This window comes from Streptomyces sp. NPDC032822 (assembly GCF_055578825.1).
In genome coordinates this window covers 227,502-243,212 of record NZ_JBVIOL010000001.1, presented here as the reverse complement: position 1 = coordinate 243,212, position 15,711 = coordinate 227,502, and the positions used below count along the sequence as shown (strand labels likewise).

The 15,711-nt window shown below is 67.5% G+C and carries 25 protein-coding genes; 8 read left to right on the top strand and 17 right to left on the bottom strand.

Features of this window, described 5'->3' with window-relative positions:
• Nucleotides 1-26: 26 nt before the first annotated feature.
• The 17 genes from thyX to ACZ5VD_RS01140 all read right to left on the bottom strand — a co-directional run bounded on the left by thyX (nucleotide 27) and on the right by ACZ5VD_RS01140 (nucleotide 8,957).
• Nucleotides 27-746 (bottom strand): FAD-dependent thymidylate synthase, encoded by a 720-nt coding sequence (gene thyX, locus ACZ5VD_RS01220; RefSeq protein ID WP_468680003.1) that lies wholly within the window; start codon nucleotides 744-746, stop codon nucleotides 27-29.
• A gap of 24 nt (nucleotides 747-770) precedes the next feature.
• Nucleotides 771-1,013: a hypothetical protein gene (locus ACZ5VD_RS01215; RefSeq protein WP_468680000.1), complete on the bottom strand. Its 243-nt coding sequence runs from the start codon at nucleotides 1,011-1,013 to the stop codon at nucleotides 771-773.
• 20 nt (nucleotides 1,014-1,033) lie between these two features.
• The gene (locus ACZ5VD_RS01210) at nucleotides 1,034-1,285 is read right to left on the bottom strand and encodes a hypothetical protein (RefSeq protein ID WP_468679997.1); all 252 of its coding nucleotides are present in this window, start codon (nucleotides 1,283-1,285) and stop codon (nucleotides 1,034-1,036) included.
• 19 nt (nucleotides 1,286-1,304) lie between these two features.
• Nucleotides 1,305-1,736 carry a hypothetical protein gene (locus tag ACZ5VD_RS01205; protein ID WP_468679994.1) on the bottom strand — a complete coding sequence of 144 codons (432 nt, stop codon included), beginning with the start codon at nucleotides 1,734-1,736 and terminating at the stop codon, nucleotides 1,305-1,307.
• Between the two features lie 29 nt (nucleotides 1,737-1,765).
• Nucleotides 1,766-2,329 (bottom strand): deoxynucleotide monophosphate kinase family protein, encoded by a 564-nt coding sequence (locus ACZ5VD_RS01200; protein WP_468679992.1) that lies wholly within the window; start codon nucleotides 2,327-2,329, stop codon nucleotides 1,766-1,768.
• Nucleotides 2,330-2,355: 26 nt separating this feature from the next.
• Nucleotides 2,356-3,057: a hypothetical protein gene (locus ACZ5VD_RS01195; RefSeq protein WP_468679990.1), complete on the bottom strand. Its 702-nt coding sequence runs from the start codon at nucleotides 3,055-3,057 to the stop codon at nucleotides 2,356-2,358.
• A gap of 78 nt (nucleotides 3,058-3,135) precedes the next feature.
• Entirely contained in the window at nucleotides 3,136-3,720 is a 585-nt protein-coding gene (locus tag ACZ5VD_RS01190; protein WP_468679989.1) for a hypothetical protein, read from the bottom strand.
• 24 nt (nucleotides 3,721-3,744) lie between these two features.
• Entirely contained in the window at nucleotides 3,745-4,140 is a 396-nt protein-coding gene (locus ACZ5VD_RS01185) for a hypothetical protein (RefSeq protein ID WP_468679987.1), read from the bottom strand.
• Between the two features lie 30 nt (nucleotides 4,141-4,170).
• Nucleotides 4,171-4,395 carry a hypothetical protein gene (locus ACZ5VD_RS01180; RefSeq protein WP_468679985.1) on the bottom strand — a complete coding sequence of 75 codons (225 nt, stop codon included), beginning with the start codon at nucleotides 4,393-4,395 and terminating at the stop codon, nucleotides 4,171-4,173.
• Nucleotides 4,396-4,411: 16 nt separating this feature from the next.
• Complete coding sequence (locus ACZ5VD_RS01175; protein ID WP_468679983.1) at nucleotides 4,412-4,597, bottom strand: hypothetical protein; 186 nt, start codon at nucleotides 4,595-4,597, stop codon at nucleotides 4,412-4,414.
• Between the two features lie 60 nt (nucleotides 4,598-4,657).
• Entirely contained in the window at nucleotides 4,658-4,939 is a 282-nt protein-coding gene (locus ACZ5VD_RS01170) for a hypothetical protein (RefSeq protein ID WP_468679980.1), read from the bottom strand.
• 57 nt (nucleotides 4,940-4,996) lie between these two features.
• Nucleotides 4,997-5,536 carry an antirestriction protein ArdA gene (locus tag ACZ5VD_RS01165; RefSeq protein ID WP_468679976.1) on the bottom strand — a complete coding sequence of 180 codons (540 nt, stop codon included), beginning with the start codon at nucleotides 5,534-5,536 and terminating at the stop codon, nucleotides 4,997-4,999.
• A 77-nt stretch (nucleotides 5,537-5,613) separates the two neighbouring features.
• Nucleotides 5,614-5,859: a hypothetical protein gene (locus ACZ5VD_RS01160; RefSeq protein ID WP_468679973.1), complete on the bottom strand. Its 246-nt coding sequence runs from the start codon at nucleotides 5,857-5,859 to the stop codon at nucleotides 5,614-5,616.
• Nucleotides 5,860-5,891: 32 nt separating this feature from the next.
• Nucleotides 5,892-6,356, bottom strand: coding sequence for a hypothetical protein (locus ACZ5VD_RS01155; protein ID WP_468679971.1), 465 nt, complete (start codon nucleotides 6,354-6,356; stop codon nucleotides 5,892-5,894).
• Between the two features lie 158 nt (nucleotides 6,357-6,514).
• Complete coding sequence (locus ACZ5VD_RS01150; RefSeq protein WP_468679968.1) at nucleotides 6,515-7,153, bottom strand: hypothetical protein; 639 nt, start codon at nucleotides 7,151-7,153, stop codon at nucleotides 6,515-6,517.
• Between the two features lie 83 nt (nucleotides 7,154-7,236).
• Nucleotides 7,237-7,623 (bottom strand): hypothetical protein, encoded by a 387-nt coding sequence (locus tag ACZ5VD_RS01145; protein WP_468679966.1) that lies wholly within the window; start codon nucleotides 7,621-7,623, stop codon nucleotides 7,237-7,239.
• A gap of 875 nt (nucleotides 7,624-8,498) precedes the next feature.
• The gene (locus tag ACZ5VD_RS01140) at nucleotides 8,499-8,957 is read right to left on the bottom strand and encodes a hypothetical protein (RefSeq protein WP_468679964.1); all 459 of its coding nucleotides are present in this window, start codon (nucleotides 8,955-8,957) and stop codon (nucleotides 8,499-8,501) included.
• 391 nt (nucleotides 8,958-9,348) lie between these two features.
• Between ACZ5VD_RS01140 and ACZ5VD_RS01135 the strand changes: the two genes are divergently transcribed.
• The 8 genes from ACZ5VD_RS01135 (at nucleotide 9,349) to ACZ5VD_RS01100 (ending at nucleotide 15,711) form a co-directional block, all read left to right on the top strand.
• Complete coding sequence (locus ACZ5VD_RS01135; RefSeq protein WP_468679959.1) at nucleotides 9,349-9,855, top strand: DNA cytosine methyltransferase; 507 nt, start codon at nucleotides 9,349-9,351, stop codon at nucleotides 9,853-9,855.
• 127 nt (nucleotides 9,856-9,982) lie between these two features.
• Entirely contained in the window at nucleotides 9,983-10,270 is a 288-nt protein-coding gene (locus tag ACZ5VD_RS01130) for a hypothetical protein (RefSeq protein ID WP_468679957.1), read from the top strand.
• A gap of 323 nt (nucleotides 10,271-10,593) precedes the next feature.
• On the top strand, nucleotides 10,594-10,818 hold the full coding sequence (locus ACZ5VD_RS01125) for a hypothetical protein (RefSeq protein ID WP_468679955.1): 225 nt from the start codon (nucleotides 10,594-10,596) through the stop codon (nucleotides 10,816-10,818).
• The gene (locus ACZ5VD_RS01120; RefSeq protein ID WP_468679953.1) at nucleotides 10,818-10,982 is read left to right on the top strand and encodes a hypothetical protein; all 165 of its coding nucleotides are present in this window, start codon (nucleotides 10,818-10,820) and stop codon (nucleotides 10,980-10,982) included. The genes ACZ5VD_RS01125 and ACZ5VD_RS01120 overlap by 1 nt, the downstream gene beginning before the upstream one ends.
• Before the next feature lie 17 nt (nucleotides 10,983-10,999).
• A complete protein-coding gene (locus ACZ5VD_RS01115) occupies nucleotides 11,000-11,428 on the top strand; it encodes a phage terminase small subunit (RefSeq protein ID WP_468679951.1) in 429 nt (142 codons plus the stop codon).
• Nucleotides 11,429-11,447: 19 nt separating this feature from the next.
• Entirely contained in the window at nucleotides 11,448-13,091 is a 1,644-nt protein-coding gene (locus ACZ5VD_RS01110) for a terminase (protein WP_468679949.1), read from the top strand.
• A gap of 32 nt (nucleotides 13,092-13,123) precedes the next feature.
• Entirely contained in the window at nucleotides 13,124-14,551 is a 1,428-nt protein-coding gene (locus tag ACZ5VD_RS01105; protein ID WP_468679947.1) for a phage portal protein, read from the top strand.
• Nucleotides 14,548-15,711 (top strand): VG15 protein, encoded by a 1,164-nt coding sequence (locus ACZ5VD_RS01100; RefSeq protein ID WP_468679946.1) that lies wholly within the window; start codon nucleotides 14,548-14,550, stop codon nucleotides 15,709-15,711. The genes ACZ5VD_RS01105 and ACZ5VD_RS01100 overlap by 4 nt, the downstream gene beginning before the upstream one ends.

Here is a 15,711-nt window from a genome sequence, read left to right as displayed (position 1 = left end):
TTCACGGGCGATCCACTCCTCGGTGGTCACGGGGCGACTCGCCCATTCGCCTCGAAGGCCACGTGCGTGACGGGCATCAGCTCAGCGAAGATTCGCTCGGCCTTCTCGGCGCACATCTCGATCTCGCGCTGAGGGTTGGAGACGAAGGCGGCGTCCTCGCGGTGTGTGCGGAGGCTGAGGAAGTTCATCAAGCCCCGCGGATTCATGGTGACGTACATCGAGCTGTAGATGCCGACAGGCAGGGCGGCGCGGGCGATCTCGCGGGCGACGCCGGCAGACAGCATGCGCTCGTACGCCTCGTAGGCGGTCTCGTAGGCGGTGACGAGAGCGCCGTCCACCACGGCGAGCTGTTCGGCTGTGCCGGGCTCGAACCTGTACGCCCCCGCCTTGCCAACCTGGACGAGGTTGCGGTCGACAGCCGGGAGGTAGAAGGAGGGCCGCAGCTCGCGGTAGCGGGCGGACTCCTCGTTGTACGAGGCGATGCGGTGACGCTGCCACTCGCGGAAGACGAAGATCGGAGCCTCGACGTACAGGGTCAGGCTGCCGTGCTCGAAGGGGCTCCCGTGCCGCTCGCGCATGAGGTAGCCGATCAGGCCCTTGTCGCGGTTGGTGTTCTCCTCGGTGCGCTCGTGGGTCTGGCCGACCGTGGAGACGCGGGCGGCTCGTACGACGGCCTTGTCCGAGAGGTTGTGGTCGACAAGCTGCACGGTCATGTCGGAGCGGAGCTGGAGACTGGTCACGGCCATCTTCCTTCGGTACAAAGTTTACATTCAGGCCGCGTAGTTGGCGGCGTAGTCCTCGTACGAGCGGCGGGACTGCTTCGTCAGGTGCCACATGCCGAACTCGCACTCGTAGACGCGGTTCTCGCGGTTGATGGGGCCGCGACCTCGGATGCCCTGGGCCTGACGGTCGCGCTTGGCCTGGGCGCGGCCGAGAGCCTTCTCGGCAGAGCGCTTGTCGGGGAAGGCCCGCTTGTCGGAGCAGTCGCAGAGGTGGAAGTCGACGGTCTTCATGAGGGTTCTCCTTCGGCGGGTCAGGGACGGTTCTTCGCGACGAAGCCCTTACGGCGGGCCATGCGCATGTAGGTGAGGACGGTCTGACGCTGGACCCCGAGGTAGTCGGCGAGGTGGCGGGCCGGGTTGAGTACGCCGTCGATCTCGGCCTGCACGAAGTGGGTGGCGAGGCGGACGAGGAAGGCGTCGGTGACGTGGTATCCCTCGCGGAGGGCTCGCAGCTCGTCGATCTCGGCGTCGGTCATCTGGGGGGTGCGGAGGGCGTCAGTCATGGTGGCATCCGTTCTGGAGTCATTTCGCCCGGAACTTGTCGCACGGGCAGGTGGGTAGCTGGCAGGCGCCTCTGCCGGCGCCTGCTGCGGAGTGAGCGAAGGGGGCGTGGCCGCATTCGGGGTGGAAGCAGTAGCCCTTCCACCCCTTCTTGCCGTCCACGTTGGCCAACATCACGCCGGGGCTGTGGAGTTGGACGAGGCGGCCCGTGCCTCCGAAGGCCATCTTCGAGGCGAAGGTCTTGATCTCCGCCTCGCTGCCGAAGGGGCCAAAATTCAGGCCGCGGTGACCGTCCGCCCAGGTGTGGACGAGGGCCAGGGTGTTGCGCATCTGGATGAGGTCGGCGGCTTCCTTGTAGACGGCCTTCGCCATCTGGTCGGCGCTCTCGAAGGTGGGGTCCTCCAGGAGCGCCTTAATCGCCTCGACCTCTTCCTTTCGGGGGGTCAATCGCATGGACCAACCTTAACACTGCGGTCCCATATTTACACCGTGAGCGGGATGAGCTGCCTCACACGGTCGTGGAGCTGGGATACGGGGCCGTCGTTGAGGATCACGTCGTCGAACAGGTACCCGGCGAGCGCGTTCTCGCTGACGTGGTCGGCTTCGCGGATGAGCGTCTGGCCGGGCCGCTGGATGGCGACGACGAGACCACCACGGGCCCGGATGGCGTCGGCCTCGTTGGGGAAGCGTACGTCCGTGATGACGGTCGGGCCCCAGGTCGCGAAGTCTCGGAGCAGGGCGTCAACCCACACGTCCTCGCCGAGAGCCGTCCGGCCGCCCTCGGTGCCGAGTCGCTGCTGATAGCCGCGCACGACGGGGTACATGTCCTTCACGTCCTCCCAGCCGTAGGTGTCGACCTCGTACCGAAGGGTGGTGGTCCCCTCCTTGTAGATGGGCTCGATCAGTACCGGGTCGAGGGCGTACAGCACCTCGCGCACCTTGTCCGCGAAGGCCCGGCGAGTCCAGCCCATGTCGAGGAGGGCCTGAGCTGCGGTGTCCTTGCCCGAGCGCGCGGCGCCGGCAAGTCCGATCAGGGGGGCGTTCATCTGTCTGGCTCCTTCGGTTGGGTCGGTCAGGCGGTCTGTACGTCGGCGGCCGGGGCCGCCTCGTCGATGGCGGTCTCGAAGGACCACTCGCCTTCCATGAGGCTGCGGCGCAACTGAAGTTCGGCGTGACGGCCCTGGAGTTCGCGGAGCATCCGGTCGACCTCGCGGTACTCCTCACGGAGCGCGGCCGTGCGCTTGGCGCGCTTCTCGCGGGCGAGCGAGACGGCCTTCTCGTGGACGAGCGCGGCGTCCTCCTGGTGCAACTCGACCAGGGCCTTGATCAGCTCGCGCGTCTTGTCGCGCGTTCCCCTCGGGGCCGGGTAGTCGTCGATGCCGCCTTCCCTGCGGCGCACCGAGAAGTTCCAGTCCATCTCGCGCTTGGTGTAGATGTGCACACCTTCGGCCAGGGTCGACCCCCACACTTCGAGGTCGCCCTCGCAGTCCGCGTAGTGGGCCCGGCCGTACCCGACGTAGAAGCCGGACGGGAGGAACTCCCAGGCGTTCTCATTCGGGCCGTTGGTGTGCCAGGTGACGAGCGGCTCGTCGTACTTCGGCATGATCCGGACCGTCCCGCGGATTCGGGGGCCAGTCACGCGGTAGGCGGTCACCCAGGGCCGGTCGGTGGTGGCCCACGGCTTGTCGTTGGGCTCGACGGCCAGGCGCTCGAAGTAGACGGTCCCGAAGGACAGGCCGACGTGTCCGGCGTACTCGAACTCGGTCTCGCTCATGGTCTCTCTGCTCTCTGTGAGGTGGCCGCCCTGCCCTCTCCCTGTGTGGACGGGGCGGCCTTGATGCTGGGTGGGTGGTCAGGCGGCGAGATTGGCGGCGGATCGCCCGGCATAGAAGGCGAGCGCCTCGCGGGCCTGGCTCCGGGCGTACGGCTTGCCGTAGAAGCCGAAGCAGGAGTCGACGGTCTCCCAGGTCTCCATGGACTCGTCGGGGTCGTCGTCGCGGGTCCAGCCGACGCGCTCCTCGACCACGAAGCCCCACACGTCACCCGTGGCCCATGCCTCGTACTCCTGCATCTCGGCCTCGATGTACCCCTCGCTAAGGAGCCCGTTGTCGAGGTCGAGGATCTCCTCGCCGGTCATGTACCAGAGGGAGCGCGGGCCCCGCTCCGGGCTGGACTCCAGCACGATCCCGCCGTGCATGATCGAGACGTAGCGGGTGAAGATGTCCACGCCCTGCCAGCGGTTCCACTTCAGGCGCTCCCACGCCTCGGCGAGGGGGCCGCCGTCCTTGTCGACGGGGTGGTACTGCCCGAGGTGAGTGTCGATCGTGATGACGTGGACGAGGTTCTCGTCGTCGTTGCGGGGGTTCTCGGGGTGCTCGTCGAGGACCAGGCGCACGCGGAAGCGGCCGTCGTCGGTGGTGGCGAGTACGTCGGACATGTTGCTCTCCTTCAGGAGGGTTGGTCAGGCGGTGTGGGCGTCGGCGTCCCAGGCGGGGAGGGCGAGGCCGAGTTCGGCGTACCGGGCGGCGCGGGCCTGGGCCCTGCTGGGGCCAGAGAACTTGCAGCCCTTGTGACGGCGGGGCGGGGCCGGGTTCTTGCCCTTGCGCTCCCGCATGTGGCTGTAGAAGACCTCGATGTCGACGGAGCACAGCAGGCAGTGCAGGGCCCATCGGTGTTCACTGCCGGGGTAGCCCTCGTGGACTCCAGCGCATCGGGTGCGGGTGCACCCCTCGGGCTCGTCGACCGGCTCGGCGCGGGTGGTGTAGCCGAGTTCGAGCATCCGGGCCCAGGCCGCTTGGAGGCTTTCCAGGTTGCGCGGGTTGGGGCGCAGGAAGGAGGAGAGGAACGGGGCGGTCATGTGCCCTGCCTTTCAGTGGAGTTGGGGAGGTCAGTTGCCGTTGGCGCGGTCGAGGGCCTCGTCGGCGTACTCGGTGAGGATTCGGCGGGCGATCTCGTGCTGTCGGTACTCCCCTGCCATGGCGGCGAGGGTCTGGCCGTAGTGGGCGAGGTAGCCGAGGTACGGGCCGAAGTCCAAGGTCACGGCGTACTTCATGTCGGCGTCGATCTGCGCCTTCTCGGCGGTCAGGTCGATGTGGTCGCGGAGGTTCTTCACGGGGGTGTCCTCGGGTTCAGGAGTGGTCGGGGGCGGGGAGGTAGCCGAGGGTGCCGGCGGAGTCGACGGCCCAGACCTCGCCGGGGTCGAGGACCAGATCGCGGGTGGTGATCTCGGAGGCGCAGTGGTCGCAGCGGAAGAGACCGGAGACCGTCACCCCGAACGGGGCCTTGCTGCACTCGGCACAGATGATCGTGATCATTGGTAGCCTTTCGGGGTGGCCCCTCCTCGCTCCCTGTGAGGAGGGGCCGCTTGCGTGGGGTCAGTCCTTCGGGAGGTCCGCGAGGATCGCGAGCAGCTCGTCGCAGGCCGCGTACTCGGCGTCGCTGACGTAGCGCCACTCCTCGTCGGGGAGCATCTCGACCGGCAATGAGAGGGCCAGGCTCTCGGCGGTCTGGGCGAGGTTCAGGAGCGCGTACGCCTCCTGGGTGTCGGGGGCGTCGTCTCGTCGAGTGACCTCTCGCGCGGCCTTCAGCACGTCGGCGACGAGGAGCTTGATCCGGCTGAACGCGATCGACTCGGCGTTCCGGATGGACGGCATCATGCGCATATCCCTCTGTGGTCCCATGTTTACATTGCGGGCTGTGAGAAAGAGGCCGGGTCAGTCGGACCAGAAGACGTGGATTCCGCCGAGCACCTCTTCGGCGTGCAGACCGCCGCTGAACAGCTCCTCGGCCGCCCTCGTCCAGTCGATCTCGTTGAAGGGCCAGCGCGTCATGCGCTCCTTGTCCTCGTCCGAAGAGGTCATCTCGGCCCACTCCTGGGCGTAGGTCGCCTCGTCGTCGTAGAAGCCCCGGTAGGCGTCGCGGAACTTGTCGACCCAGTGGGCGCGGTCAGACTGCCCGCCGAACACCTCGACCCAGCAGGCGAACGCTCCGGCCTCGTCCTCGCTCAGCTCCGACAGCACCTCGGCGATCTCGGCCGCTTCGGACGGCGAGCACTCACCGTCGAGTGCGCCGCAGAACCCCTCGTGGTCCATCACCCACAGTTCCTCGTGGGAGGTCTCCCGCTTGTGCAGGTCGGCCGGGGTGACCAGATCGGCCGTGTCGGCGGAGTACCAATCCCCCACCAGGCGCCCGGCGTTGTAGCAGGCCAGGCAGCCGATCCAGACTTGCGGGTCGACCTTACGGGCCGTGATCATGTGTCCTCGCTTTCGCGGTAGGGGTGGCCGCCCCTGCCCTCTCCCTGTGTGGGAAGGGGCGGCCGATGTGCGGGGTGTCAGGCGGAGATCAGGTCCCAGCCGTCGAGGATGTGGCCGATGGCGGCCTCGTCGATTCGGGCCTTCGCTGCGGCCTCGCGCTCCTCGTACGTCGGGAGGTCGAAGGACATGACCGCCTGGGCGGTGGGGAGGACTTCGAGCGGCTCGAAGAACCCCGCGATCACCACGTCACCGATCCGGACGAGGAGGGACAGCGCGCCGCAGTCGGGGGCGAAGAAGGCGATCTGGTCGTCGGGCTTGATCATGTTGGGACTCGCTTTCGTGTGAGGGGAGAGGGTCAGGCGGTGGCGACGCGGGAGGCGTCGCGTACGGCGGTGAGCGCGGTCTTGACCTCGGCGAGCGCTTCGGCACGCTGTCCGGCCGCCTTGTACTGCCAGGACTGGACCTTGAAGACCGGCGCATCGGTCGGGCCCTCGTATCCGCCCAGCCACTTCAAGATCGACTGTCGGTGGGCGAGGTCTGCGGCCTCACGGCGGACCACGGCGGCCAAGATCGCCTGCCAGTGGTGCTCGACCCAGTGGGCCGGGGTGTTGGCGAAGTTCGCCAGTGCGGTAGCGATGTGACCGGCGAGGCCCGACTCGTCGTCGCGCTCGTTGGCCAGGTTGTGAATCGAGCGGCTGCGGAACTTCAGGGCGGCGAGACGCAGCTCCTCGCTGTCGGTCGACAGGGCGAGACAGACCACTCCGCGGTGCTGGTCCACCATGCCGGCGGCAGCCTTGATCGCTTCGGGAAGGGTGCTCATGTGATCCTCACGGCTGGAGGTGTGAACTGACGGCGCTGGATGGCTCGTTCAGAGGACAGGGCCCGCCTGTCGCTGACGCCCGGAGGGCGTTTCGCCTTTGCGCTGTGGTGGCCGCCCCTCCCCGAGAGGGGAGTCAGGGAGGGGCGGCAGTCGAGGGGTTAGGCCCGGCGCAGGTCGCTGTTCGTCGTGACCTCCTGGACAGAGATCCCGTGCGGGTGGATCACGCCGCAGTCGTCGCCCTCGCAGTAACCCGCCTCGGCGCACTCCTCGCGGAGCATCTGTGCGTGCATCTCGGCGCAGCCCTGGGCGTACTGCCAGGCAGACCACAGCGAGGTGAAGCGGGCCTCGGCGTCGCGCTCGTATCCCTCGCGCTGCGTCACCAGGACTCGGCCTGTCGCCTGGGCCTCGACCTCCCACAGGCCCACCAGGTCGCCGTTCTCACGCCAGACCCGGACCTCGTGGTTCGGCTCGCACTCGCCCTCGAAGGCGCACCCGGAGCCGTCGCAGTACCCGGTGAAGCAGTGCCACGAGTTGGCAGGGTCGCAGTCTTCGTTGCGGCAGGCTTCGCACTCGTGGGCGTTCATGATGTGCATCCCGCAGCACTCGCAGTCATGCGCGCCTCGGATGATCTCCTGGGACTCGTCTTCGAGCAGGTCCCAGCCCTCGGGGATGAACTCCCACACGTCGTCGGGCTCGTCGTCGAGGTAGTGATCGATGTACGTCGTCTCGCCTTCGGCGTCCTCGACGATCAGCATCAGGTACCAGCAGGCTTCGGAGGGGGCGACGATCGCAGACATGTGTCCTCGCATTCGAGAGAGGGGCCGCCCCTCCCACTCCCTGTCTGAGCAGGGGCGGCCGGTACAAAATTTACATGCGGTGCTTAGAGATCGACGGTCTCGCGCTCGGCGAGCTGAGCTTCCAGCTCCGCGATCCGCTGACGGGCCTTGTCGTAGGCGTACGACACCTCTTCGACGCGACGGCCGAGGTTGTAGGCGATGGTCAGCAGGTCGAACCGCTGGACCTCGCGCTTGGCGAGGTTGACCGGACGGACCGGCTTCGGGGCCTCCATCTGGGCGATCACCTGGGGAGCGATGAAGACGAAGCCGGCACAGTAGGTGCACCTCTCCTCCGCGTCCCCCTCGGTGACCTCCCGCTCGTAGAACGAGAAGTCGATGCACTGGTAGCACCTGAAGTCGCCGTCCGACTTCTTGACTCCGACGCGCTTGCCGTACTCGCGGTCGGCGTCGCTGAACACGTACTCGGTCATGTGACCCGGTCTTCCGTGTGGACTAGTCCAAAGTTTACACTAGCCGGTTTTTTTCGCCGAACCGGGCTGGTTCGGCGTGGTCCAATCTTAGCACGCTTTCTGGTGGAGTTTCGCGTTTGGCCTGGTCAGCGGTAGGCACTCCCATTGTCCTACCGCCCGGACCGTGTGGCCGGTTGCGCTACCCCTCCCGAACCTTGCGGTCCGTTCGGCGTGGTCCAAACCTTACACGCTTCTCGGGGAGATCCGCAACCCCTTGCGTGAGCTGCGGTTTTCCCTGTCCTGCGTGTCACCCGTCCGCCCCGTTGCCGGGCCGTTCGTCGTGGTGTGGTCACACCTTAACACGACCGACCGGCCGCACCACAACCCCCCGTGTTGGGCCCGCCCTCTGTGGGGGCCGCAGTCCTTAGCCTCTTTACGCGCGTACGCGCCTGCCCGCTCTGGCCTGGTGTGTGCTGTGTGTTCTGCTTGGCCCTGCCCTGTGCCCTTGTGCGCTCTCTGCCCTGTGTGTGCGTTGCTGCGTGCTCACGTGGTCATGCGCACTGACATGCGATCGATGCGCGTATGCGTGCATGCATGTTCGCTTATGGCCGTAGATGCCCGACCTGATGTCATGCTGTCCGTTTCGCGCCGCATTCGCCGGCCTGGTCCTCGGAGTCCATTCCGTCAGGCTCGGGCAGGGGGGTGGGGGTATGACCCTTCCGCCGATCTTTTCCTGGCCGCCCCGTCTTAGCAGCTCGGATTCTGCCACGGTTCCAGGGTCGACGTGACCGCTAGCGCGCGCCCCCACGCGATGCACGTATCCGCAGGTCAGCGCCGCTATGACCGTTCTGCAGCGCCTCCGCCGGCACTGCACAGGAATGCAGGCCGCGGCGAGGTCAGCTCTTGCCGTCGCCGAGGATGCCGCGCGCCTCGTTCGGGGTCAGGACATGGCGCACGCGGTGCTCGATGTTCCGGTCGGACAGGCCGTCGAACCGCCTCGCGTCCTGCATTGCCTCGGCAAGCTCCTGGCGCTTCACGTCGTGGGCGAGGTCGGCCATCTGCGCCTCTTCGATCGCGCACTCAAGGGCGAGCGTCGGCCCGTGAACCGGTGTCGGGTCGTCGATCACCGCGTGACGCCCGTTCTCGCTGTGCACCTCGACGACAGAGGGAAGGCCCTCGTATTTCGCCGGGCACGTCTCGCGCCAGCGGGCGAGGACCAGGCGGCCGAGATCGTGAGCCGTGCCGCCCCAGGTGGTCATCTCACCACTGTGCGCAGGCTTCTCCCAGCCCTCGTCGGCGTTGGCTGCCGCCGGCACACGCAGCTCATACCTGAAGATGGTCTCGCTCTCGTCCATGGCGCCGACTTTATCGGCGCTCGCCCGGCTGAAGTACGTCTTCGCGTCTTCACACAGGGGCGGCCTACGGCCGCTACAGCCGCTTGCCGTCTTCATGCTGTCCGCCCTCCGGGCGGCATCGCCCCTTCGCCGCTGCACTTCTCCGCCGTCGCCCTTCGGGCGCCGCCGAAGCGTGACGCACGTCACTGCCTTTCGTCTTTCCGGAATCAAGATCAACTAGCGACTTATAAGTGTAAGTACGTAAGTCGCAAGGCTCGCGAGGCTTGAGCCCCTGGCGGGGCTCGCCAGCATGAAGACGCCTTGCGCACATGCGAATTGCAGGCTGGGCCCCGGAGGGGCCACCTGGTGAAGACGGAGTACGTAAGTACGTACTTCGCCCTGGGGGGTCTGCTTGAAGATCCTCGAACTCTGCGCGGGTTACGGCGGCCTGGGCATGGCTGTAGCTCCCCTGGTCGGCGGACACGTGGCGTACGTCGCTGAGACCGCGCCGGGCCCGAGTGCAGTCCTCGCCGAGAGGCACCCGGACGCACCGAACCTCGGCGACATCCGAGAGATCCACTGGGCCGAGCTTGTCGGCCTGGTCGACGTGATCACAGCGGGGTTCCCCTGCCAGGACATCAGCATTGCAGGGAGCCGCGTTGGAATTCGAGGTGCTCGCTCTGGAGTCTGGGTCAACGTCCTTGACGCAGTTCGCGTCATTCGACCGAAGCTCGTCTTCTTGGAGAACGTCTCGAACATCCGGACGCGCGGGCTCGAAGTCGTCCTCGGTGACCTGGCCGAGATCGGGTATAGCGCGCGGTGGGTGTGCGTACGAGCTACCGCAGCTCAAGCCCCTCACCTCCGTGACCGCTGGTTCTGTATCGCGACCCCTGAAGACTCCGACCGCGAACCTGGGTAGTAACGGCGGCGCTCGCCATCCTGACGAACGCCGAGCTGGTGGTCACGGCCCCACGCTCGATGACGAGGCGTGCTACCTCCTTCCGTACTCGGAAGCGATCCGCGAAGGCCGCGAGCCGGAATCCGCGATGGACGGTCCGCGCTCCCCCGCTCATTGGTGGGGTGAGTACCTCCCGGCCATCCGGCAGTGGGAGGAAGTGACCGGCCGCGCCGCTCCGCCTCCTACCGAGCCGGGCCGCAAGGGCGGACCCCGCGTAACCGTCGAGTGGGTCGAGTGGCTCATGGGCCTCCCCCTCGGTCATGTGACCGGCGTCCCCGGCCTGACGCGCGGACAGCAGCTCCAGATCCTCGGCAACGGCGTCGTGCCCCAGCAGGCATCGACCGCGTTCGCGGCTCTCCTCGACAAGGGGGCGTAGTGCCGAACTGGGCTTCATCCGACCGGCGCGAGAGGTTGCCGGCGGACTGGCCGAAGATCCGACTTCGCGTCCTGCGCAGAGACGGAAACCGCTGCACTCACCGCGACCAGTACGGGGTGCGCTGCGAGGAACCGGCTACGGACGTGGACCACATCGTGCCTGGTGATGACCATCGAGAGACCAACCTACGAGCGCTCTGCGGGTTTCATCACCAGGCCAAGTCCTCTCGCGAGGGAGCCCTCGCGCTCGCCGCAAAGCGGCGCCGGATCGACAAGCGCTTCAAGCGGACGGAGGCCCATCCGGGCCTGATGTAGGGGGTGCCAGTGTTCACTGCCGCATGGGTCGGATGGATCGCCGCCTTCTGCGTGATCGAGGGCGTGGCCCTCTACCGGCGCCAGCCCGGCGACACTCTGTCCGAGCACGTGTGGGCCTGGTTCCACACCGCGAAGGGCACCGTGCCGGACGGCACCACCCGGCTTCGCCGCGCCGTCCTGGCCTGCGGCCTCGCCTGGGTCTCCATCCACTTCCTGACGGGAGGCACCTTCTGATGTGGCTGCACGCCGGCACCTTCCGTTCGACCTCGAAGTCCTGGCGCAGGTGGCTCCCCCTGCATGCCGGACCCGTCTACACCAACAACGCCCACCCCTGGCGGTCCGCTATCGGCTTCGCCGTGGGCTCGTTCGGCCGCTACGTGTACGTCTTCGTTGCTTGACCCGAGGGGGTGAGCTGATGCCCGGCCCCGTACCCAACCGCGAGGCCGACCTCGCCCGCCCCCGAGAGCGCAAGGGCAGCGATGTCCAGTCCGTGACGCGCGGTGTCGCCCGGCCCACGAAGGTGCCGAACGGTGACCGCAACTGGCACCCGATCGCGAAGCGCCTGTGGGACTCCCTGAAGGAGTCCGGCCAGGCCGACTTCTACCAGGCGAGCGACTGGGCCCTCGCCTACTCGCTGTGCGAAGACCTCTCCTTCTATAAGAAGTCGGGGAAGCGCAGCGGCCAAATGCTTCAGACCATCTACAGCGCCTTCGAGCGGCTCCTCGTCGCCGAGGGCGACCGACGCCGGGTGCGCATCGAGCTGCACGAGCCCGAGTCCGAAGAACAGTCCGCGTCCGTACTCGCCATCGCCGACTACAAGAAGGATCTCGGACTCGCCGAGTAACGCCGGGGGGTGAGCCGCCATGATGAAGGCTCCCCCGAAGCTGACCGACGAGGAGATCGACGCCCTCGAACCGAGCTTCCTCGGCCCGACCTGGCTACGTGAGCCGGACGGCGCCTGGAAGCTCCCCGAGCACACGCTCGGGTGGCAGATCGCCGGTTGGTGCGCCGAGTACCTGAAGGCCGAAGACGGCGGGCCCTGGAAGTTCACGCGCGAGCAGCTCCGGTGGGTGCTGTGGTGGTACGCGGTCGACGAGAACGGCCGCTTCATCTACCGCAAGGGCGTCTTGCAGAGGCTCAAGGGGTGGGGCAAGGACCCCCTCTTGGCGGTCGTCAGCCTTGTCGAGTTCGTCGGGCCTTCCCGCTTCTCGCACTGGCAGGACGGACAGCCGGTCGGCGTCCCCCACCCGCAGGCTTGGGTTCAGATCGCGGCCGTCAGCCGCGACCAGACCCGCAACACCATGACCCTGATGCCGAGCCTCATGAGCGACAAGCTCATCGAGACGTACGGCATCAAGGCCGGGGCCGAGCTGATCCGTGCGAACGGTGGCCGGCAGCGACTCGAAGCGGTCACCAGCTCGTTCCGCGCCCTCGAAGGCGGCCGAGTCACCTTCACCGTGCTGAACGAAACGCACCACTGGGTGAGCGGCAACAACGGCGACCGCATGTACGAAACGATCGACGGTAACGCCACCAAGAAGGACAGCCGCTACCTCGCGATCACGAACGCCTACCTGCCCGGCGAAGACAGCGTCGCCGAGAAGATGCGCGAGGCGTTCGAGAAGATCCTCGAAGGCCGCGCTGCGGACATCGGCTTCATGTACGACTCGATCGAGGCGCATCCGGCTACGCCGCTGACGCCCGAGGCGATTCGCATCGTGCTGCCGAAGATCCGCGGTGACGCGGTATGGCTTCGGGTCGAGACGATCCTTCAGTCGATCCTCGACACGACCATCGCGCCCAGCCGCTCGCGGCGCATGTGGCTGAACCAGATCGTTGCATCCGAGGACGCCCTCTTCGGCCCAGCCGAGTGGGATGTCCTGCGGGACCACGAGAAGCAGCTCCGCCCTGGCGACGAGATCACGCTCGGGTTCGACGGCGGCCTCCGCGACGACAGCACGGCCCTGGTGGCTTTGCGCGTCAGCGACATGTGCGTCTTCGTGCTCGGGCTCTGGGAGAAGCCGGACGGCCCGCAGGGCAAGGACTGGGAGGTCCCCCGCGCGCAGGTCGACTCGGCGGTCCACGAAGCCTTCAGCGCCTTCGAGGTGCAGGGCTTCTACGCCGATGTGGCGCTCTGGGAGAGCTACATCTCCGAGTGGTCGGAGACGTACGGCGAGGGCCTGGCCGTGAAGGCTCCGGGCAAGGACGCGATCGGCTGGGACATGCGTACCAGCTTGAAGGCGTCGACCCTCGCGAACGAGCGGCTGATGCGGTCAATCTTCGATCGGAAGCTCGCCCACGACGGCGACCGGAAGCTCCGCCGGCATGTGCTCAATGCGCGACGCCGGACGAACAACTACGGCGTGAGCTTCGGCAAGGAAAGCCGGGAGTCGCCTAAGAAGGTCGACGCCTACGCCGCGCTCATGTTGGCGCACGAGGCCCTGTTCGACCTTCGCGCCCGAGGCAGGAAGGTCCGCAAGCGGACCGGCCGAGGGTTCTTCCTGTAGCGATGTAAACTTTGGACCAAGGGTGGTGAACCATGGCCGACCCCACGCCTGCCTCTTTGGCGGTGCAGCTCCTCGCCATCCTTGGCCGGGACAAAGACCGGCTGACCCGGATCGACAACTACCTCCACGGGCGTCACGACGATCCGTACATGCCCGCGATGGCGGATGACGAGTACCGGCTTCTCGCGAAGCGGGCCATCTCGAACTGGACGCCGCTCCTGGTCAACACCCCTGCGCAGGCCCTCTATGTGGACGGCTATCGCGCGGGTGACGACAAGGGCAAGGGCTCGGCGACCGACCTGTCCTCCCCGCAGTGGGAGCACTGGCAGCGGTCCCGCCTCGACGCCCGCCAGTCGGCCGTCTACAAGGGCGCGCTGACCTACGGCCACTCGTTCACGCTGACCGAGCGCGTCAAGGGCGTGGTCCTGACGAAGGGGCTCTCGGCCCTGCGGACGGCCGCCCTGTACGAGGACCCCGCGAACGACGACACCCCGTACGCGGCGCTGACCGTGACGGCCTGGCCCTCGGGTGAATCCGCCGGCACCGCCCGCATGTGGGACGGCCGCTTCGAGTACGCGGTCCGCTTCAAGTCGCTCGACGACGCAGACGGCGTGAAGGTCGCCAAGGGCAAGCGCCACGGGGCTTCGGAGTGTCCGGTCACCCGCTTTGCGGCGTCGGTCGACCTCGAAGGCCGGACGGTCGGCGTGATCGAGCCGATGATCCCGCTCCAGAACCGCATCAACCAGACGATCTTCGATCTGTTGCTCGCGCAGTCGTACGGCTCGACGAAGGTCAGGACCGTGACGGGCATGGCCCCGCCGGTCCAGCGCGACCCGGAGACAGGCGAGGTCGTCTACGACGAGCAGGGCAACCCGATCCCCCTGCCGATCAACCACAACGCCAAGCGCTTCCTCTTCGCCGAGGACCCCGACGTTCGTTTCGGCAGCCTCGATGAAACGCCGCTCGCTGGGTTCATCGAGTCGATCGACATGAGCATCCGGCACCTGAGCGCCATTGCGCAGGTGCCTCCCCACGCGATGCTGGGCCAGATCGCCAACTTGTCGGCCGAGGCTCTCCAGGCCGCCGAGATCTCGCTCAGCCGCATGATCCAGGAGTTTCGTACGGGCTTCGGTGAAGCCTGGGAGCGAGTCTTCCGGTTGGCCGCAGAGCTGGGAAGCGCGGCCGGTGTCGACGACTTCAAGGGCGAGGTCATCTGGCGTGACATGGAACAGCGCTCGCTGGCCCAGTCCGCTGACGCCCTCGGCAAGCTGAGGGAGCAGCTCGGCATTCCCGCGAAGGGCTTGTGGAAGCGCGTCCCGAACGTGACGCAGACCGAGCTGGACGAGTGGGACGACCTCGCGGACGAGGAAGACAGCGTGGGGCAGCTCGCTTCCGCGCTGACGCGGGCGACCGCTGATACCGAGCCGGTCACCGCGGATTCCGTCGCGGTGGCTGCATGAGCAAGGCGACGAGGCAGGCCGAGACCGACGAAGTCTCGGCCGCCTTCCATGTCGCGCTGACGCAGATCGGCGCACAGACCACGGCTGACGCCCTCGCCCTGTGGGCGGATGTCCCGGTCGAGCGGCGAGCGGCCACGGCTGGTGCCTGGCTCCGCAAGGCGATCACGCTCGTGATGAGCCGTCGTCGGCAGAGCCGGGATCTCGCGCGGGCCTACTACCGGCTCGCCCGAGCGCTCCAGACCGGCCGGACCGTCGCCGACCCCTATCACCCTGAACCGTCGTACGTGACCCTGGCTGACCTTCGGCGCGAGTTCGCCGAACTGGCAGGCACGTACGAGCCGCCCACCGAGCAGGGGGGCGAGGCCGCGACCGTCGCTGACGGGGAAGCCTCGCCTGCCCGACCAGTCGAGGACGACGCCCCGCAGGACACGCCAGGCCAGGCGCCCGGCAGTGACTCGGGGGAGCCTCTCGACGACGAGGGCGAGGAAATTCTCGAGGACGCCGGCACCCGCAACGAGGAGCCGGACGACGGCGAGGACGAAGACGAAGAGGGCTGGGAGCGCATCCTCGTCGAGGAGCTGGAAGGGCTCCGCGAGGCGGAGGAGCGCATCGAGCGCCAGGCCGAAGAGGAACTCCGCATCACGCTGGAAGCCCTCGGCACGGCGAACCTCGACCGGCGCATGACCCTCGAAGACGCCGACCCCGACGAGGCTCACCGCCAGGCGGGCGCGCAGCAGGCGGCAGCCGCCTCGCGTGTCGCGATGAACGGCGCCCGGTCAACGAACTGGAACCACATGAGCCGCGACCGGCGGGCGCTCGGGTACGTGCGCCTGTCCCGTACAGGAACCCCGTGCGGCTGGTGCGCCATGTTGATCAGCCGGGGCCCGGTCTACAAGAGCCGCGAGTCCGCGCTGTTCAACGACGGCGACAAATACCACGACAACTGCAACTGCTACGCGATGCCGGTCTGGAACCGGGATCAGTACCAGTCCAGCGAACTGACCGCCCTCTCGCGGCAGTACGAGGCCCTGTGGCCGGAGGTCACGAAGGGCCACAGCGGAAAGGCCGCGGTGACCGTATGGCGCCGCTTCATCCGCAGCAAGCAGAGAGCCGCAGCCCAGGAGGCGCGGCAGTCCACTGACACAGCCCCGGAGGCGTGA

What these genes read in the sequence shown, in the direction of transcription:
- thyX (WP_468680003.1), bottom strand. Translation starts at nt 746, where the DNA reads ATGGCCGTGACCAGTCTCCAGCTCCGCTCCGACATGACCGTGCAGCTT.
- ACZ5VD_RS01215 (WP_468680000.1), bottom strand. Translation starts at nt 1,013, where the DNA reads ATGAAGACCGTCGACTTCCACCTCTGCGACTGCTCCGACAAGCGGGCC.
- ACZ5VD_RS01210 (WP_468679997.1), bottom strand. Translation starts at nt 1,285, where the DNA reads ATGACTGACGCCCTCCGCACCCCCCAGATGACCGACGCCGAGATCGAC.
- ACZ5VD_RS01205 (WP_468679994.1), bottom strand. Translation starts at nt 1,736, where the DNA reads ATGCGATTGACCCCCCGAAAGGAAGAGGTCGAGGCGATTAAGGCGCTC.
- ACZ5VD_RS01200 (WP_468679992.1), bottom strand. Translation starts at nt 2,329, where the DNA reads ATGAACGCCCCCCTGATCGGACTTGCCGGCGCCGCGCGCTCGGGCAAG.
- ACZ5VD_RS01195 (WP_468679990.1), bottom strand. Translation starts at nt 3,057, where the DNA reads ATGAGCGAGACCGAGTTCGAGTACGCCGGACACGTCGGCCTGTCCTTC.
- ACZ5VD_RS01190 (WP_468679989.1), bottom strand. Translation starts at nt 3,720, where the DNA reads ATGTCCGACGTACTCGCCACCACCGACGACGGCCGCTTCCGCGTGCGC.
- ACZ5VD_RS01185 (WP_468679987.1), bottom strand. Translation starts at nt 4,140, where the DNA reads ATGACCGCCCCGTTCCTCTCCTCCTTCCTGCGCCCCAACCCGCGCAAC.
- ACZ5VD_RS01175 (WP_468679983.1), bottom strand. Translation starts at nt 4,597, where the DNA reads ATGATCACGATCATCTGTGCCGAGTGCAGCAAGGCCCCGTTCGGGGTG.
- ACZ5VD_RS01170 (WP_468679980.1), bottom strand. Translation starts at nt 4,939, where the DNA reads ATGATGCCGTCCATCCGGAACGCCGAGTCGATCGCGTTCAGCCGGATC.
- ACZ5VD_RS01165 (WP_468679976.1), bottom strand. Translation starts at nt 5,536, where the DNA reads ATGATCACGGCCCGTAAGGTCGACCCGCAAGTCTGGATCGGCTGCCTG.
- ACZ5VD_RS01160 (WP_468679973.1), bottom strand. Translation starts at nt 5,859, where the DNA reads ATGATCAAGCCCGACGACCAGATCGCCTTCTTCGCCCCCGACTGCGGC.
- ACZ5VD_RS01155 (WP_468679971.1), bottom strand. Translation starts at nt 6,356, where the DNA reads ATGAGCACCCTTCCCGAAGCGATCAAGGCTGCCGCCGGCATGGTGGAC.
- ACZ5VD_RS01150 (WP_468679968.1), bottom strand. Translation starts at nt 7,153, where the DNA reads ATGTCTGCGATCGTCGCCCCCTCCGAAGCCTGCTGGTACCTGATGCTG.
- ACZ5VD_RS01145 (WP_468679966.1), bottom strand. Translation starts at nt 7,623, where the DNA reads ATGACCGAGTACGTGTTCAGCGACGCCGACCGCGAGTACGGCAAGCGC.
- ACZ5VD_RS01140 (WP_468679964.1), bottom strand. Translation starts at nt 8,957, where the DNA reads ATGGACGAGAGCGAGACCATCTTCAGGTATGAGCTGCGTGTGCCGGCG.
- ACZ5VD_RS01130 (WP_468679957.1), top strand. Translation starts at nt 9,983, where the DNA reads ATGGACGGTCCGCGCTCCCCCGCTCATTGGTGGGGTGAGTACCTCCCG.
- ACZ5VD_RS01120 (WP_468679953.1), top strand. Translation starts at nt 10,818, where the DNA reads ATGTGGCTGCACGCCGGCACCTTCCGTTCGACCTCGAAGTCCTGGCGC.
- ACZ5VD_RS01115 (WP_468679951.1), top strand. Translation starts at nt 11,000, where the DNA reads ATGCCCGGCCCCGTACCCAACCGCGAGGCCGACCTCGCCCGCCCCCGA.
- ACZ5VD_RS01110 (WP_468679949.1), top strand. Translation starts at nt 11,448, where the DNA reads ATGATGAAGGCTCCCCCGAAGCTGACCGACGAGGAGATCGACGCCCTC.
- ACZ5VD_RS01105 (WP_468679947.1), top strand. Translation starts at nt 13,124, where the DNA reads ATGGCCGACCCCACGCCTGCCTCTTTGGCGGTGCAGCTCCTCGCCATC.
- ACZ5VD_RS01100 (WP_468679946.1), top strand. Translation starts at nt 14,548, where the DNA reads ATGAGCAAGGCGACGAGGCAGGCCGAGACCGACGAAGTCTCGGCCGCC.